14 protein-coding genes and 2 pseudogenes are annotated in these 14,966 nt (G+C 37.0%); 1 reads left to right on the top strand and 15 read right to left on the bottom strand.

The genetic code is table 11. From position 1 onward, the window contains the following. Positions 1-41: 41 nt before the first annotated feature. From DOK79_RS08305 to DOK79_RS08285, 5 genes and pseudogenes are all read right to left on the bottom strand, one after another. Positions 42-392, bottom strand: a complete 351-nt coding sequence (locus tag DOK79_RS08305) for a type II toxin-antitoxin system PemK/MazF family toxin (RefSeq protein ID WP_206857730.1) — start codon at positions 390-392, stop codon at positions 42-44. Continuing rightward, positions 386-661: an AbrB/MazE/SpoVT family DNA-binding domain-containing protein gene (locus tag DOK79_RS08300; protein ID WP_206857732.1), complete on the bottom strand. Its 276-nt coding sequence runs from the start codon at positions 659-661 to the stop codon at positions 386-388. The genes DOK79_RS08305 and DOK79_RS08300 overlap by 7 nt, the downstream gene beginning before the upstream one ends. 91 nt (positions 662-752) lie before the next feature. Then, complete coding sequence (locus DOK79_RS08295) at positions 753-1,928, bottom strand: MFS transporter (RefSeq protein ID WP_206857734.1); 1,176 nt, start codon at positions 1,926-1,928, stop codon at positions 753-755. Positions 1,929-1,995: 67 nt separating this feature from the next. Then, positions 1,996-3,327 (bottom strand): annotated as a pseudogene (locus tag DOK79_RS08290) (6-phospho-alpha-glucosidase). 13 nt (positions 3,328-3,340) lie between these two features. Further along, positions 3,341-4,930, bottom strand: coding sequence for an alpha-glucoside-specific PTS transporter subunit IIBC (locus DOK79_RS08285; protein ID WP_206857735.1), 1,590 nt, complete (start codon positions 4,928-4,930; stop codon positions 3,341-3,343). 646 nt (positions 4,931-5,576) lie between these two features. On the opposite strand from DOK79_RS08285, the gene DOK79_RS08280 reads away from it, so the two are divergent. After that, a complete protein-coding gene (locus tag DOK79_RS08280) occupies positions 5,577-6,344 on the top strand; it encodes a MurR/RpiR family transcriptional regulator (RefSeq protein ID WP_206857737.1) in 768 nt (255 codons plus the stop codon). 65 nt (positions 6,345-6,409) lie between these two features. Here the strand turns inward: DOK79_RS08280 and DOK79_RS08275 are convergent, their stop codons facing one another. From DOK79_RS08275 to DOK79_RS08230, 10 genes and pseudogenes are all read right to left on the bottom strand, one after another. Further along, positions 6,410-6,667 carry a DUF2087 domain-containing protein gene (locus DOK79_RS08275; protein WP_206857739.1) on the bottom strand — a complete coding sequence of 86 codons (258 nt, stop codon included), beginning with the start codon at positions 6,665-6,667 and terminating at the stop codon, positions 6,410-6,412. A gap of 186 nt (positions 6,668-6,853) precedes the next feature. Continuing rightward, a complete protein-coding gene (locus DOK79_RS08270) occupies positions 6,854-8,149 on the bottom strand; it encodes an ISL3 family transposase (protein WP_206859623.1) in 1,296 nt (431 codons plus the stop codon). Between the two features lie 180 nt (positions 8,150-8,329). Continuing rightward, entirely contained in the window at positions 8,330-10,144 is a 1,815-nt protein-coding gene (locus DOK79_RS08265) for an FtsX-like permease family protein (RefSeq protein WP_206855836.1), read from the bottom strand. 2 nt (positions 10,145-10,146) lie between these two features. Continuing rightward, positions 10,147-10,905, bottom strand: coding sequence for an ABC transporter ATP-binding protein (locus DOK79_RS08260; protein ID WP_206855834.1), 759 nt, complete (start codon positions 10,903-10,905; stop codon positions 10,147-10,149). Then, positions 10,898-11,262 (bottom strand): annotated as a pseudogene (locus DOK79_RS08255) (YxeA family protein). Before DOK79_RS08255 ends, DOK79_RS08260 begins: the two are co-directional and overlap by 8 nt. 213 nt (positions 11,263-11,475) lie before the next feature. After that, positions 11,476-12,339: an SPFH domain-containing protein gene (locus tag DOK79_RS08250; protein WP_206855831.1), complete on the bottom strand. Its 864-nt coding sequence runs from the start codon at positions 12,337-12,339 to the stop codon at positions 11,476-11,478. Positions 12,340-12,381: 42 nt separating this feature from the next. Further along, on the bottom strand, positions 12,382-12,873 hold the full coding sequence (locus DOK79_RS08245) for a DUF5348 domain-containing protein (RefSeq protein WP_206855828.1): 492 nt from the start codon (positions 12,871-12,873) through the stop codon (positions 12,382-12,384). A 196-nt stretch (positions 12,874-13,069) separates the two neighbouring features. Next, entirely contained in the window at positions 13,070-13,933 is an 864-nt protein-coding gene (locus DOK79_RS08240) for a DUF4097 family beta strand repeat-containing protein (protein ID WP_206855825.1), read from the bottom strand. 3 nt (positions 13,934-13,936) lie between these two features. Continuing rightward, positions 13,937-14,551: a DUF1700 domain-containing protein gene (locus DOK79_RS08235; RefSeq protein WP_206855823.1), complete on the bottom strand. Its 615-nt coding sequence runs from the start codon at positions 14,549-14,551 to the stop codon at positions 13,937-13,939. Then, on the bottom strand, positions 14,544-14,861 hold the full coding sequence (locus DOK79_RS08230) for a PadR family transcriptional regulator (protein ID WP_206855821.1): 318 nt from the start codon (positions 14,859-14,861) through the stop codon (positions 14,544-14,546). The genes DOK79_RS08235 and DOK79_RS08230 overlap by 8 nt, the downstream gene beginning before the upstream one ends. Between the last annotated feature and the right edge of the window lie 105 nt (positions 14,862-14,966).

The raw sequence follows: 14,966 nt of genomic DNA, 5'->3' as shown, positions 1-14,966 counted from the left end.
TTAGTTCAACGGAATAGATGCTGGAAAGGTTTATTATTGAGTTAGAAAAAATATTTGGCAATTTCCGATAATGTTTTTTTCGTTTGAGAATCGATTTGATCAACCACCTGAAGATTACTGCGTTGAGATAAATCGATGCTTCGGATATGTTGACATAATATCGTTCCTTTGATTGTATTCATCTCTGTATCAGAAATTGTTTGAAATGCCCCTGAACGTTGATATTTTTCCTGTAAATACTTTGTGGAGCTACTAATTGGCATGACTAAAACAGTATTGAAAATCTTATTGTAATAATCATTACTGATGATGACACACGGACGTGTTTTTGCTAGTTCATTCCCTTTTGTTGGATCCAAATCTATAAAAACAATATCCCCTTGTTTTACCATTGGATTTTCTCCTCGCCAACGTCCTCACCAAAATCGACAGTTTCTGTATCATAACTCCCATATTCTTCCATCACAACCAATTCATGCTTCCAAAATTCTTCAAAATCCAGATTAGCTTTTTCACTAGTCACTTTAATTTCACCCTCAGGCGTGAATTCAAAAATAACTCTCTGATTCTCTTTCAAGCCTAATTTTTGACGAACACTCTTAGGGACAGTAATCTGATTTTTGGATGTCATTTTAGCTGATACTTGCACTTTTTTATCCATAGTTATTCCTCCCGTTTCTTTTATTATACCAAAAAAGTAAGGAAAAGTAAGGAATTATCTAACTTTTAAATCAGCTCCTGAACGTAGCATTTTAAGCTGTCCAACTATTTCTCTGATACTTTCTGTAGCAACAATAAAAAATAAAAGCACCAACCGGTAGCATACTAAAAAAGAGAAGTGCTCGATTTAATGAGAACTGTTGAACCAGTACTCCGCCTAGTAATGGAGAAATAAATGAAGAAATCCCCATATAAATACTTATAGATAGGAGTTGCCCTGAGGAAAAAACATTTTTAGGTGTAATCTCACTGATGATCATTCGACTACCGATGGTAAAAGCTGGGACAGTAAAAAACTGCATGAAGCTAGCAACAAGTAATAGGAATGGTGTGCGTGAAATTGTATAAATCAAAAATTGCAGCACCAAAAAGAAACCAGAAATAAAAATCAATCGCTCATTTTTCCATTTTGTCACTGAACGATTCAATAGAAAATATGCTGGGATTTCACAGAAAGCTTGAATCGACCACTTTGATCCTACAAATGCATGTCCACTATCCATTAAGAGCAACTTATCGATCACAATCGTATTATTTGCGACGATGGTTAAATATAAAAGAAAAAATAGCAAGGTATAAAATAAGAACTCCTTATTTTTTATAAGCAGATACATATCCGAAAGGCTGAATTCTTTGATTTCTTGCTTTTTTTGTTTATTTTTCTCGCGCTGTGCTTCCGGTAAAGATTTAGCAAAACAAAAATAAATGACTAAGAAAAACAAAAAAGGAGCTACTAACCACTGATAGTCATTATTGAAAATAAATAGCGGAACACAGATACTCATCACACTCCACCCTAAAGAACCAATTGCTTTGATTGAAGCAATCTCATTTTTCACTGCTACTTGTGATAATACCCAATTATCTAGAACTACTGCACCTGTATTGGATAACCCACCAGCAATTGCCAATACGATAAAATGTATCAACCAAGTATCTTTTCCTAACAAATAAAAACTGCTCGCAAAGCATACAAATAGTGTAGAAACGACCATGGCAATTTTTTTTATCTGTTTGCTTCGATCTGAATAATACCCAATAAAGATTTGGAAAACAATCGTGGTTACACTGTAAGAAGCTAAAAACCAACCTCTCTGTACCGTGTCATATCCTTGTCCGGTCAAAAACGGAACGATCTGTGTCATCAAAAGAGCCATCAATGCATACTGGAAAAAATAGACTGCTTGAAATTTATTTTTTACTGCCATGTCGACTTTCAAAATAATCGGCTGAAGGATATCCTACAGCCGATTCCTTTCTTTCTTTTAGTGATACTTATTTCAGTTCTGGCCAATAAGGGGCATTGACTTCAATCATTTCATCAAGTATCTTCTTAGCTACTTTTGCACTAGGTACCGTTTTGTTCATAATGAAGGCTTGCCATAACTTTTGATATGATTTTTGTTCCCATGCATCAACTGCTAACTTTTCAGATGCAATTTGTTGTTCCATCAAACCTTTTTGGAAAGTAGGAATCGCACCAATTGACACTACTTCATAACCATCTTTCCCCACGATACAAGGCAATTCAACCATCGCATCATGATCAAAATTAGAAATCGCACCATTGTTTTCAACAATCAGGATCATGCGTTCTTTTGTATTAAATGTCAACGCACAAGCTAGATCTGTAATAAATGAGGCATGTTCATTGGAGGCAAAAGTTGTGTCTTTGGCCGTTTGATTATCGATGATTCTTTGACATTCTTCAAATACATATTTCTCACGTCCATCGATAATTTCATTTGCTCTTGTATACTGTTTATCGGCATGAGCAACTGTTTCATCAGCCATTAAATAATATTTCAAATACGTATTTGATAAAAAAGTCGGTTCAATCTCATGTAACTCTTTAGCTGCTAACATGGTTTCCAATTAACTCGTTTCTTTATGTTGGCCTTGTTGCGTTTGTTCCGTATACCCATATTTTTTTACATGCGCGCTTATTTTTGGCAATAAGTCGTTTCCCTTATGATCTTTGATACTCGTCCACCACCCAAAGTGATTCAAGCCAAAATAAGATGTTTCGAAGTCTTTACGATCCTGTAAGCCCATCACTCGAGCCATGATATCTTCTAAACAAACAGGCATATCACAAATATTGATGATTTTTGAATTGGGGCGAAACCTTCTTGTTGCTTCTGCGACAACTGCTGCTGGATTGGAATAATTCAATAACCAAGCATCTGGCGAATACTTTTCCATATAATCAACTAGTTCTAAGACTGGCCCGATCGAGCGTAATCCATAGGCAAGCCCCCCTGGACCGCATGTTTCTTGTCCTACAACATTATATTTAAATGGAATTTTTTCGTCTTGTTCCCTCATCGCATATTTTCCGACTCTTAGTTGCGCCATGACAATATCAACATCTGTGAAAGCCTCTTTGGGACCCGTTGAATAGCTAAATTCTATTTCTGGCGCTCGTTCAGCGAGAATGATTGCACAGGCTTTTGCGATGACTGCTTGCCTTTGTTCATCATTATCATAAAATTTTATTTTACTGACTGGAAATCGTTCTCGGTCTTCTATTAACATCATTACTAGTGATGGTGTATATGTGCTTCCTCCGCCGGCAATCAAGATTGAACTTTTTTTCTTACTCATGGTTCTCCTCCTCTTATTTTACAATCAAGTCTTCAAACGATTCTCTCACTCTTGGAACAGTTAACCCAACGATGATTTGGATAGCACCATTGCCTGGATTGACTAGTCCTGAGGCGCCAGCTTCCTGAAAATCAATAGAACTGGCTACTTTACTTGTATCTTTCACGGTAAGTCGTAACCGTGTTGCACAATTCGTCACATCAAGTACATTCTCTTTTCCACCCACTAACACTAAATAGGCTTGTGCTTGCCTTGCATGTTTAGGTAGGTTTTTATCTTGCTCATGTTGTTGTACATTCTTTTTGTTCTCATAATCCGCTTTTGAATAAAGCTGTATCTCTGATAGATCCTCTTCACGTCCAGGAGTTTTTAGATTGAATTTTTTGATCATGAACGTAAATACCACAAACCAAATCGCAGTAAATATAAGTCCGATCATAATTTGGGTGAGGTACGTGGAACCATGGAAATTCCATAAGGGTAGCCAGTTTAGCCCGAGCCAATTGATCAAGCCACCTCCAAAGTCTCCAACAACGCCAAATGCATAAGAAACTGTAGCAATCGATGCATCTAACAGTGCATGGACTCCCCATAAAGCAGGGGCAACAAATAAGAAAGTAAACTCGATGGGTTCGGTGATTCCGGTCAAAATCGCAGTTAATGCAGCTGGTGCGATCAATGCGATGACCTTTTTCTTTTTATCTGGATTAGCAGCTTGAATAATAGCTAAGCTCAATCCAGCTGTACCAAATACTTTTGACATACCTGATAAAGAAAAACCACCAAAAGGATAAAGTTCTTTAAGCGAAAGTGCACTTGTTTGGAATTCACCAATATTTGATGCCCAATAAGCGGCCATCCCACCTTCAACTACCGCACTATCATAAGCAAATGGTGCGTACACAAAATGATGTAAGCCTGTTGGGATAAGAATTTTCTGCAAAAATTGATAGATGAATACACCAAAATTTCCCGAATTCACAAAAAATCCTTGCATGCTTCTCATTCCTTCTTGAATGATTGGCCATACGACACACATCAAAAGTGCTAAAGGAATCATGACAAGAAAAGCAATCATCGTCACGAAAACAGAACCACTAAAAATCGTTAACATCTCTGGTAATTCTTTTTCATAAAAGCGATTATGCAAATAAACCACGATACCTGAAATCAACAATGCTCCGATCATACCAGTATCTAAAGTGATGATCCCTGCAATCGATGTTAACCCGGAACCAACCGTTGTTCCTTGAGATAGATCCACAGCGAAAGAATTTGGCCATAACGTTAAGATCGCATGAACGAAATAGTTAAAAGCAATATAGATCACTAATGCTTCCATTGTTGCTCGAGCCGCATATTTTTTAGCTAAACTGATCGGTAATCCGACAACAAATAAAAGCGGTAATTGAAAAAATGGGGTCCATCCACCGGCTGCTACAACATTCCAGAACTTATACCAGAGTGTGCCTGGTGCAGCAATATCTCCCATAATCGTTTGATTCGAAAGAAGCAAAGAAAAACCAATAACGATACCGAAAAAAGAGAATAGCATGACAGGTGCTAACATTGCTCCACCAAATCTTTGAATTTTTTTCATCATAGTCTTTTTTTCCTTTATATTTTTAGGTAAGCGCTTTACCTGTTTCCAGTTTACTATTAAAACGGATTTATAAAATACTTTCAGATGATTTAAAAGTTTCTCACAACAAAAAGGTTTTTTTCACAAAAAATGTGAATCGTCACATCGTATCCTAGAGTATAAAACTAGACATATGATAACAGTTGATCAAAATAGATAAATCTTTCATTTAACCGAGAAACTATGCGTATCTTACTATTAAAGGAGCAATAATGAGGACATATCCAGTCGAAAACATCCCTCGAATAAACGTATAGGTGGTGAGAAAAGATAAAAAAATGTTGATACAAGAGAGTTGCAACAGTTAAATTTAAAATCTATAAATACCTATAAAATTTGCGGTTATATTGCCAGATATGGCGTATTGTAGTTTTGAGAGGAGAAAAAGGTCGATCGATTTAGTTGAATAATTCCTAATAAAGATGAAATAGACCGATCGACGAATTTCTTTCGTTGGAAATAAATTTTGGTATCAAAGCTTTAGCAGTTGTATCGAATGGCAGAATCAAAAAAATAGCAACTAAACAGACATAAAAATGTTGCGCATATTGATGTCTGTTACAAAGCAAAGTTCCTCAAAAATGAGAGATGAATAAGGAGTGGGAAAATGTTACAAGACCTTATTACGACGTTTCAATCAAAATTGACTGAAAACGATTTTCTTATCTGGTCCTATATCACAAATCACAAAAAGCATTCTTTAACGATGTCAATCAATGAATTAGCAAAAAAATGCAATGTTTCTCGAACAACGATTATGCGTTTTTGCCAAAAATTAGAATTTGATGGTTTCTCAGAATTTAAATATCACCTAAAAAACGAACTCACACAGGAGAATATGTGTCTATCTGAGCTGGAAGGAGAAATTCTTGAAAATCATATCCAAACAATTGAAAATCTCAAGAAAAAAGATTTTACGGATCTATGTAAAATGATGGCTAACGCTAAGCGGATCTTTATTTACGGATCTGGTGATATCCAAACTTTAGTCTCGAGTTATATGAAATTACTCTTCGTACATAATGGGTTGATCTTATACGATTTTGGTGCCGTTTCGATCAACAAACAGTTTTACCAAATCATTCAACCTGATGATTTAGTATTATTGCTCACACTGAATGGTGAATCTCCTGAAGTTGTTAAATTGGCTAAGCAATTAAAACAACGAGGGATTCAAACCATTGGTATTACAAAACTTAGAAATTCTGCTGTTTCAAAACTCTGTACCGAAACTATTTTCTTCTTGAACTCAGAACTACAAAATCCAGAAAATCCTATTGCACTTTTTGAATCCACTTCGACACTCTTCTTCGTTATTGAATATTTCTTATTGAAATATGATGCTTGGCAAAAACAAACAAATCAAAATCTCTAAAAAAACGCATCTCTTTTCACCAACTTTGCTTGGCTTTCAAAGAGATACGTTTTTGAATTTTTCACTCATGACTCTCTCACTGCCTTTTTATAAATCGAACCGTCCTTTGCTCGATCAAGATAATGATAATCAACGAGGTAGCGACGTAATATCGCATGATCAGGATAAATACTTTTTAGAATTGCGTTGACCTCGTTCTCTAAGTAATCTTTATCAAATTCAAACTTTGAATAAAGATGATCAAAAATCAAACGTTTGTTTTTTTCTTTTCTGGGGATTTGTTGCAGTTGCCCGTCTTTAAAAAATCTAGCTAGTTCACTCATGATCAATAGCCTCCAATCAAATTCAATGTTCTTTCCACTATTTTATCATGTTTCCCTAAATTATTTCGAAGGGAGCAGAAAAAGCCGAGAAGGTGATTCTTCGGCTCTTTGTCAATAAGGACTGATGAGTGCAATCAAGTGAAATCCGGAAGAAGAAGTGAACACTTCTTCTCCGGATTTTCTTCGTTATTTGACGTGAATGACTTGATTCGTCAAAAAGATTCGGATGCGCATGTTCTCAAATGATTTAAAGCCATAAGACACTCGTTTGAGTGTTTTGATGTGGGTGTTTTTTGCTTCAATTTTCCCATTAGAGTAAGGATAAATCAAAGAATGACGAATCCCTTCTTCATAGCTCAGAAGATTTTGTAGTTTTAGCCGAAATTCTTTATCTAATGTTTCTGGTAACTGATGCAAGAGAGTGAAAAATGACTCGTGGTCTTTGTCACGAAAGGCATCCGCTAGTTCATGGAACGCTTGATAGGCGACTTTCAAGGCAGTTGAAGCACTTAATAAACGGTCAAGCACCATGGCTTCTGTCAGGTAAGGATACTTTGGGGCACGAAAGCTACGCCAAGTTTTATATTCTGTGTGGTTGATATTCTTCCGATTTTTGGTGAGTAAGCGCCAATGGCTTTTTAATTTCCTTGGCATTGTCCGATTGCCCGAAGCAATCAGGCGTTTCATTTCACGGACACGAAAATCTTGGAACGCTTGATTCATGTGTTTGATCACATGAAAACGATCAATGACCAGTTTGGCATGAGGAAATACTTTTTTTGTTAGTTGAAAATACGCCGCATTCATATCAGTAACTAAATAGTCGACGTCAGATGGATTCACACATGTCTGGAAATAAGTGGTCAACCGAGACAATTTTCGAGTGGGTAAGATATCAACTAATTGCCCGGTTTCCCCATCGGCACAAATAAAACTCATCTTATCTTCTGAGGATACATGGGAACGAAATTCATCGACCATCAATACTTTGGGCAGGTGGCGCTTGGCTTGTTTTGGTAAATAGGTTTTTAACGACTTCAAAATACGCGTCACCGTTGGAATAGACACCTGGCAATGCTTTGCGATAAAAGATAAGGAGACCTTTTCGGTGAGTAAAGCAATGATTTTCATTTTTACATGCTCGGCAATCGAATGATTTGGCCGAACAAAATAGCTTTGGGCTGTCCAATGGGTATGGCAGTTTCTACAGTGATAACGTTGTTTCTTCAGCCGCATGATTAGCGGTAAATGGTTGAATTGATCGAAACGAATGCAGGTCATTTTCTTGCCATTTTTGACAATGACCGTTTTCCCCTTCGAATCTCTCACGGCAGAGCCACAAGTCAAACAAGCAGAAGTAGGAGGAGCTAACACTGCGTCAATAACTAAAGTATTGGTTTGATGGAACGTTTCGTAAGAAACATCTTGGATGGTTAAATATTTATCTGTTAATCGGAGCATTTTTTTGATAGAATTTTCCATAGAGCATATCGTCCTCTCAGTTGTTTATTTTGTGGTGATTTAATCATACTAGAGAACGATATGTTTTTTAATACCCAAAAAGAAAAAGTGGACTGACGAATCAGAATTGATTCATCAGTCCACTTTATTATAGAGCCGATTCTTCTACGAACCATCTTCTCGGTTTATCAATCTCTATTCCTAGTCTTTTTTGTTCAAAACGATTCCTGTGTACAACCAAGTGGTTACAGTATAGTAGATAAAGTAGAGAACAAAGAATATTGCAAATGGTATCCATAAGTTGTGATATGGATCATCCATCAAAACAGTAAACATTTGAAGTCCAAATAATACATGGATTGCTCCTAGAATTCCCGGTGCTAAGAAGAGAATACCGATTTCTCGACGAATCGATTGTTTTAACAATGCTTGACGAGCACCGATCTTACCGAGCATCTCATAACGAACGACATCGCTTTTACTACCTGAAAGAATCTTGAACATCAAGCAGCTTGCTAACATCGTCAAGAAGGCGATCCCTAAGAAGAAGCCCATGAATTCAAAGCCTGAGAACATGCCGTTGATCACTTGATACGCATCATATTTTTGCGTAAAGCTAAACATTCCGTCTTTTAATGATTCATTATTTTTATTGTTTTCTGCTACGAGCGCGCCAATCGGTTCAATACTCTCATGGAAATCTTTTACTTGAATCAATTGCATGTTTGTTTGCGGAAGATTCAACTGAGCAAATTCTTCTGCTGGCAGCAATTTCACTTCTTTTTCCCGTTGTTCTGGTAGTTCATAATAGCGTAACTCATCTTGATAATTGACATTCGTCGCTAATTCTTCGGCTGTTACTTTTTTCGTTTTGATGTTTCTTTCCCCAGTATTTGGTGTTTGATTTTCCATGATCAAAAATGGATTTTGTTCAAACTCACTATAATTATAGTATACTGTTTTTTCATCTTCTTTTTGTTGATAGACTACATTGATCGTTGGTGAAAGTTTTTCCACCTTCGATTGATCGATCAACTCTGAGCGATTCAATACTAGGTCATAGTTTGATACCGCATTGGTCAACTTAGTGATTTCATTTTTAAAGCCTAGTCCAACTGTCAATGCCCCTAAGGCTAACGCGAACAACATTGCGACCATTGAAAGCATTTGCGTATATTCACGGATACGGAAACTTAATTGAGACAACGTAAAGTTATTCAATTTTTTCATTGAAAGATTCTCTGTCTTCTTCAGCAAGGTCAAGAAGAAAATAATGACCGAGTGGAAAATAAAGTACGTTCCTAAAACGATTGTAACTAACGCAACTGCAATGGCCATCAACTGATATTTGCCGATATTAGCCATCATATAATAACCGACACCGATAAAGATGATTCCTAACACTACTTCAAGGAAAAATAAGAATTTGTGTTGTTTCATTTGTGTCGGTGTTTGATCGGCACGGATCAATGTCAAAATTGGTTTTTTGACAATGGAGAACGCATTAACAAATGCTGCTAATAAGAATAAAACAATGAAAAACAGCAAAGTGATCAATAAACCGTGCAAGTTAAAAGGTGTAAAATGAGTGATTTGAATATTCAACTGTGCAACTAATAGTCGATGGACGACACTTGTCAATCCAATCCCTACAGCTGAACCAACTAATGTAGCAACGGTTCCAACAACCAAGGTCTCAGAAAAGATCATCTGTGCAATTTTTCGACCTTTTGCACCTAGCATCATGAACATCGCATAATCTTTTTGACGCATCGTCATCAAAAAGGAGTTGGCATAAAGGATATAGACGAACGTAATGATCCCTAGTAATACTGAACCAAAACGGAAAATGATCACAGTCATCGCTATAGTCGAATTATTGTTCAAAAATTCTGTGTTACTTGCCATTGACTCAAACATATAAAAGATGGCTGAGGCCATAACTAAACCTGAGAATAAAACGATATAATCTCTCAAGCGGCTTTTAATTCCTGTAAGTGATAATTTCCAAAGCATGTTCAGTCCCCCTGTTCCAGATTACCTAAAATCGTTAATATTTGACGATAAAAGTCTGAACGGCTTTGCTCTCCGCGTTTTACTTCTTGGTGGATGACCCCATCTTTAATAAACAAGATTCGTTGACAATAACTTGCTGAAAAAGCATCATGTGTCACCAAAAGAATGGAAACTTTATCTTTTGTATTCAATTCTTCCATTGTGTCTAATAGGTCTTTCGCACTTTTTGAATCCAACGCACCAGTTGGTTCATCTCCTAATAGGATCGTTGGTTGTGTCACTAATGCCCGAGCTGCCGCTACCCGTTGTTTTTGTCCACCGGAGATTTTCGCTGGGTAGCTGTCTAAGATATGAGTGATCGACAAACGTTCAGCAACTGCATGGACTTTTTTCTTGATATCTTTTGGTTTCACACCTTGTAAAGAAAGCGGAACTGCAATATTTTCTTGTGCAGTCAAGTTTTCTAAAAGGTTGAAGTCTTGGAAAATAAAGCCGATTTCTTTTGCTCGAAAATCTGCTAATTGATTTCCTTTCAGCTTGGTTACATCTGCTTGATTGATATGGATCGTGCCATTTGTTGGTTTGTCCAGTGTAGATAAGATATTTAGTAATGTCGATTTACCTGACCCTGAAGCACCCATGATGCCAATAAACTCGCCTTTTTCTACACTGAAACTGATACCGTTCAATGCTTGTGTTTGTTTCTCATTGCTTTTTCCATAGACTTTCGTCACGTTATTGATTTCTACGATTTTATCCATTATCGACCGTCCCTTTACTTAATTTTTCTTTTGCTGCTGTTGGAATGTCTTTCGCTTGTACTTCCTCGTAAGAAGTAACCCCTTTGTTTTTATTCCAAGTGACTTTCAAAAACGCATCTTTCCTTAACGGTCGTTCTTGAAACCCATTGAAGTCCATTATTTTTTCGTTCCCTTCTTCTGTATATCCCGGTAGCTGGTAATCTTTTGTCCATCGCTGGATTGATCCACCTGTTTTTCACCATCCGTGGTGATTTGAACGTAATAACTTTCTCCCCCCATGATCAAATGATCTGCTAGACGGTAGCCACCAAAGACGATGATGATAACCGTACCTAACCCAATCAATAATTTTTTCATTGTTACTCCTTCTTTCGTGTTTCTGATAAATTAAGTATAGTGAACTGCCAGTGAAATGTCCTTTCTTTCTGCTATCAAAAATCTTTCACTATTGTCATATGGTGAACGAAAAAAGAATCTGGAAAGTGTCAGTCACTCCAGATTCTTTGTATTGAGCGAAAACCTCCGTTTTATCGTCAGCTTCTCAACGAACAACTGGGTTTTCTACTTCGGCTATTTTTCTTTATTGCTTCCAGTATTGATTACCGGCTGTGTTCCTTTATCGGTAATAATAGAGACAAGCAAATTATTGATCAATTGGACTTTTCGATCATCCGTAAAAGTGATGTCCTGTCCTTCTTCGATTTGTTCCAACGCCATTTGAGTCATCGACACCGCCCCTTCAACAATTGTTTGCCGAGCAGATAAGATGGCTTTAGCTTGTTGCCGTTGCAGCATCGCGCTAGCAATTTCTGTCGCATAGGCTAAGTGATTCAATCGCGTTTCCAAGACTTCAACACCTGCCACGGATAAACGTTCCTGTAATTCCTGCGCCAATTCATCAGAAATCGCTGTAGTATTCCCACGTAACGTAAGATCATCCTCTTGGAAAGTATCATAAGGATATTGACTGGCGATGTGACGAAGTGCCGTCTCACTTTGGATCTCAACAAATTGATGATAATTTGCTACATCGAAAAGTGCTTTGGCTGAATCCACTACTTTGAAGACGACGACTGCTGAAATCTCGATCGGATTTCCATCTAAATCATTGACTTTCAACAACGAACTGTTGAAATTTCGAACCTTCAAAGATAAGCCGATTTTCCGAGCAAAAGGAATCGATAAGAAAAATCCGCTCTCACGTATCGTTCCCATATATTTTCCAAAAAACAAAATGACTTTTGCCTGGTTGGGATTGACAATGGTGACGCCACTGATAAGGATAGCACCGATCAACCACAACAATATGCTAACAATTAAGACTGACGGAAGATAGACACTCATACTTGTGAAAAATAGCGCAACTGCTGCTAATACTCCTAGTGCCAAAACACCGAAATACCCATTGATGTAAAAAGCTTTTTTCTCTTTCACTATGTACTCTCCTTGCTTATTTCGTTTTATTTTATTCGTTGATTATCTATGTGTTTTGCGAATCCTTGCCATAGCTCCTTCTAATTCTAATTCTTTATCTTCCGTGATATACCAACCGTTTTCGTGTATGCCACCTGATGCTTCTGGCAAATATTCTAGACGTGTACGGACCCATTGCTTTGTTTCGGTAAAATAATCTTCTACTAAGATTTCTAAATCCATTCCAGCGGATAACTCAAGATTTTCACGCACTGACTTGAAAACAAATCGTTCGCTTGCTTGATCGTATTTTAAAATCCCCGTATCGATGATCGGCAATGAATAATAATCTAATTCCTTTTTCACTTTCAATAGATGTTTGAACATTTCATTATATACTTGCTCCAATTGTCGACCTTCAGAATTGTTTGGATATTGGATCGTTACTCTTTCTTTGTCTGTATCATAGTACTTCTCACTCAACTCTGTCAGAAAATGATGCAGTTCCCCTAATTCACTTTTTAATTCTTCTCGTTTGATGTCCTCTATTTTCATTCGTTATTCACCCTATTTTCCCCGTATATGTACGTTCTTTCCCTTTCTTTATTCTACTATATTATTGAATGATAGGCGATTATATTTCATGCAAAATAAATAAAAAAGAGTACAACGCCTTATTACATAAGGAATTGCACTCTTCTCCAACCATTTATTCGTTATTTAGAAAAAAACAGTCTTGACAGATCAACGATCAATCATACACTTCATAATCCTCATCATCCATCGGAAACTCTTCGTAATCTTCATCCGTCAAATTCACTTGACTATTGTGACCAGTCACTTTGAGATCTTTGTTACCTCGATTGTAAGTCTTCGTTGTTAATGGTTCATAATTTTTGTTGATGTAAGAATCACCATCTAGTGCCACAGACAAACCTTGATCTTCATTATCATAGAACTCAATACTACTATTTTGCAGGGTAACTTCGCCTTTTATTGCTTTTTCATTATCATTAAAATAGATACTGCCATCACTTACTTCTAGTTTCACTTGTTTCATGGATAGTTCAGTCAGATTGAGCGAACCCATTTGACTCTCTACAGTAAGAGCTTCCCCGGTTACTTCATTGATCGATGTCCAAGTGTGTGCTGTGTTCAAGTTGATTTTCTTACTACTGAATTCATCTAACATTAATTCATTGTTTCTACCTTCAACCACTAATTCGTCTAAGGTTACACTTCTAGGTATCGTGATTTTCAACATTGAGCGTGTATCTGTCATGTTGATCATTGCTGCCGGAGTTTGTCCATCAGCAGAAATATCCAATGTACCATCTTCCGCATTGATCTTTGGTTTTTGTGTTTTATCATGAGAAGTTTCGACACTAAAGCTTACGCCTCGCTGGATCACGATATTTTGGTGATCTGCTTGGATAACGACTTTGTCGATTTTATCGGACGAGAAATCTTTTGTTTCATGAGCCATTTCTATGATTCTTGGTCCACCTTCCCAAGTCAAACTCGTTTGGGCACCAGAAGCATAACTTAATCCTGCCATCAAACCACCAACGATCATTAATCCTAACCCTGCTCCTAAGATATATTTTAATTTCATTGTTTACACCCCACTATTTGTCGTATGGATTGCTCGTTTTGTGATGAAACGGCGTCCTACCCATTTGACAAAGTTCATCATCATTTGGAATAGCCATTTGGTGCCTTTTAACAGTAATGGTGCAAAGAAAACAGCACCTCCCGTGGCAAGTAAACCTAGTCCTACAAAGAACAGCCCACTAGCAATCGATTGTTGCAAAACAGCAACCCCTGAAATGATCGAAAATAAACCTGCTCCTAAAATACTGATACATACAACATAGATCCCAATAACCACGCCGATCAAACCAATCAGAATACCAAAAATCGCTAGAATAAAAGCTAATGCCAAAGGAACCAGTAACGGAGAGGCACATAAGCCGATAACGATCATCCAAATCAAACGGATTTTTCGTTTAGGACTTTGGCTGTATTCTGATTCATCGTCGTCTTGTTCCGAGTAATAATTGATTTTCACCTTCAAGGCAAATTGTTTTGGTGAGCCGTATTCATCCATGACTTCTTCCACTGTTTTTCCAGAATCTAAAAAGTATTCTTCATAATATTGAATAATATCAAAGCGGTCATCTTCAGGGATTTCTTGAAGTTCATCCAACACATCATTTAAATATTCATTCATTCGTATTCTCCTCCAGTAATCGGTTTAAGGAATCTCTAAACACGATCCATTTATCAATGATTTCTTCTAAATGTTGACGCCCTTTCGGAGTTAAGCGGTAATATCGGCGATTTCTACCTTCGAATGGTTCGTCGTATGTTTCTAAGTATTCTTCTTGTTTTAATCTGCGTAAAACTGGATACATCGTTGATTCACTGACAGATAAACTTTCTTGGACTATTTTCGTTAATGCGTAACCGTACATGTCTTCTCTGCTCAAAGCTGCTAAAACCGTACCATCGAGTAAAACTGTTGGGACTTGGATATGCATTACTTCACCTTCTTTATAGTTTGCAATATTTTATATTCACCAATATTATATCACGTATAATATTGTTTGCAAGAAAAATTTATGAATAGTTCTCTGAATCAGTGG

This window comes from Enterococcus sp. DIV1094 (assembly GCF_017316305.2).
GTDB classification, from domain to species: domain Bacteria; phylum Bacillota; class Bacilli; order Lactobacillales; family Enterococcaceae; genus Enterococcus_B; species Enterococcus_B mangumiae.
This window is presented reverse-complemented; position numbering and strand designations above follow the sequence as displayed.

Excerpts from the sequence above, each read along its gene's own strand:
- DOK79_RS08305 (WP_206857730.1), bottom strand. The coding sequence starts at position 392 with ATGGTAAAACAAGGGGATATTGTTTTTATAGATTTGGATCCAACAAAA.
- DOK79_RS08300 (WP_206857732.1), bottom strand. The coding sequence starts at position 661 with ATGGATAAAAAAGTGCAAGTATCAGCTAAAATGACATCCAAAAATCAG.
- DOK79_RS08295 (WP_206857734.1), bottom strand. The coding sequence starts at position 1,928 with ATGGCAGTAAAAAATAAATTTCAAGCAGTCTATTTTTTCCAGTATGCA.
- DOK79_RS08285 (WP_206857735.1), bottom strand. The coding sequence starts at position 4,930 with ATGATGAAAAAAATTCAAAGATTTGGTGGAGCAATGTTAGCACCTGTC.
- DOK79_RS08280 (WP_206857737.1), top strand. The coding sequence starts at position 5,577 with ATGTTACAAGACCTTATTACGACGTTTCAATCAAAATTGACTGAAAAC.
- DOK79_RS08275 (WP_206857739.1), bottom strand. The coding sequence starts at position 6,667 with ATGAGTGAACTAGCTAGATTTTTTAAAGACGGGCAACTGCAACAAATC.
- DOK79_RS08270 (WP_206859623.1), bottom strand. The coding sequence starts at position 8,149 with ATGGAAAATTCTATCAAAAAAATGCTCCGATTAACAGATAAATATTTA.
- DOK79_RS08265 (WP_206855836.1), bottom strand. The coding sequence starts at position 10,144 with ATGCTTTGGAAATTATCACTTACAGGAATTAAAAGCCGCTTGAGAGAT.
- DOK79_RS08260 (WP_206855834.1), bottom strand. The coding sequence starts at position 10,905 with ATGGATAAAATCGTAGAAATCAATAACGTGACGAAAGTCTATGGAAAA.
- DOK79_RS08245 (WP_206855828.1), bottom strand. The coding sequence starts at position 12,873 with ATGAAAATAGAGGACATCAAACGAGAAGAATTAAAAAGTGAATTAGGG.
- DOK79_RS08240 (WP_206855825.1), bottom strand. The coding sequence starts at position 13,933 with ATGAAATTAAAATATATCTTAGGAGCAGGGTTAGGATTAATGATCGTT.
- DOK79_RS08235 (WP_206855823.1), bottom strand. The coding sequence starts at position 14,551 with ATGAATGAATATTTAAATGATGTGTTGGATGAACTTCAAGAAATCCCT.
- DOK79_RS08230 (WP_206855821.1), bottom strand. The coding sequence starts at position 14,861 with ATGCATATCCAAGTCCCAACAGTTTTACTCGATGGTACGGTTTTAGCA.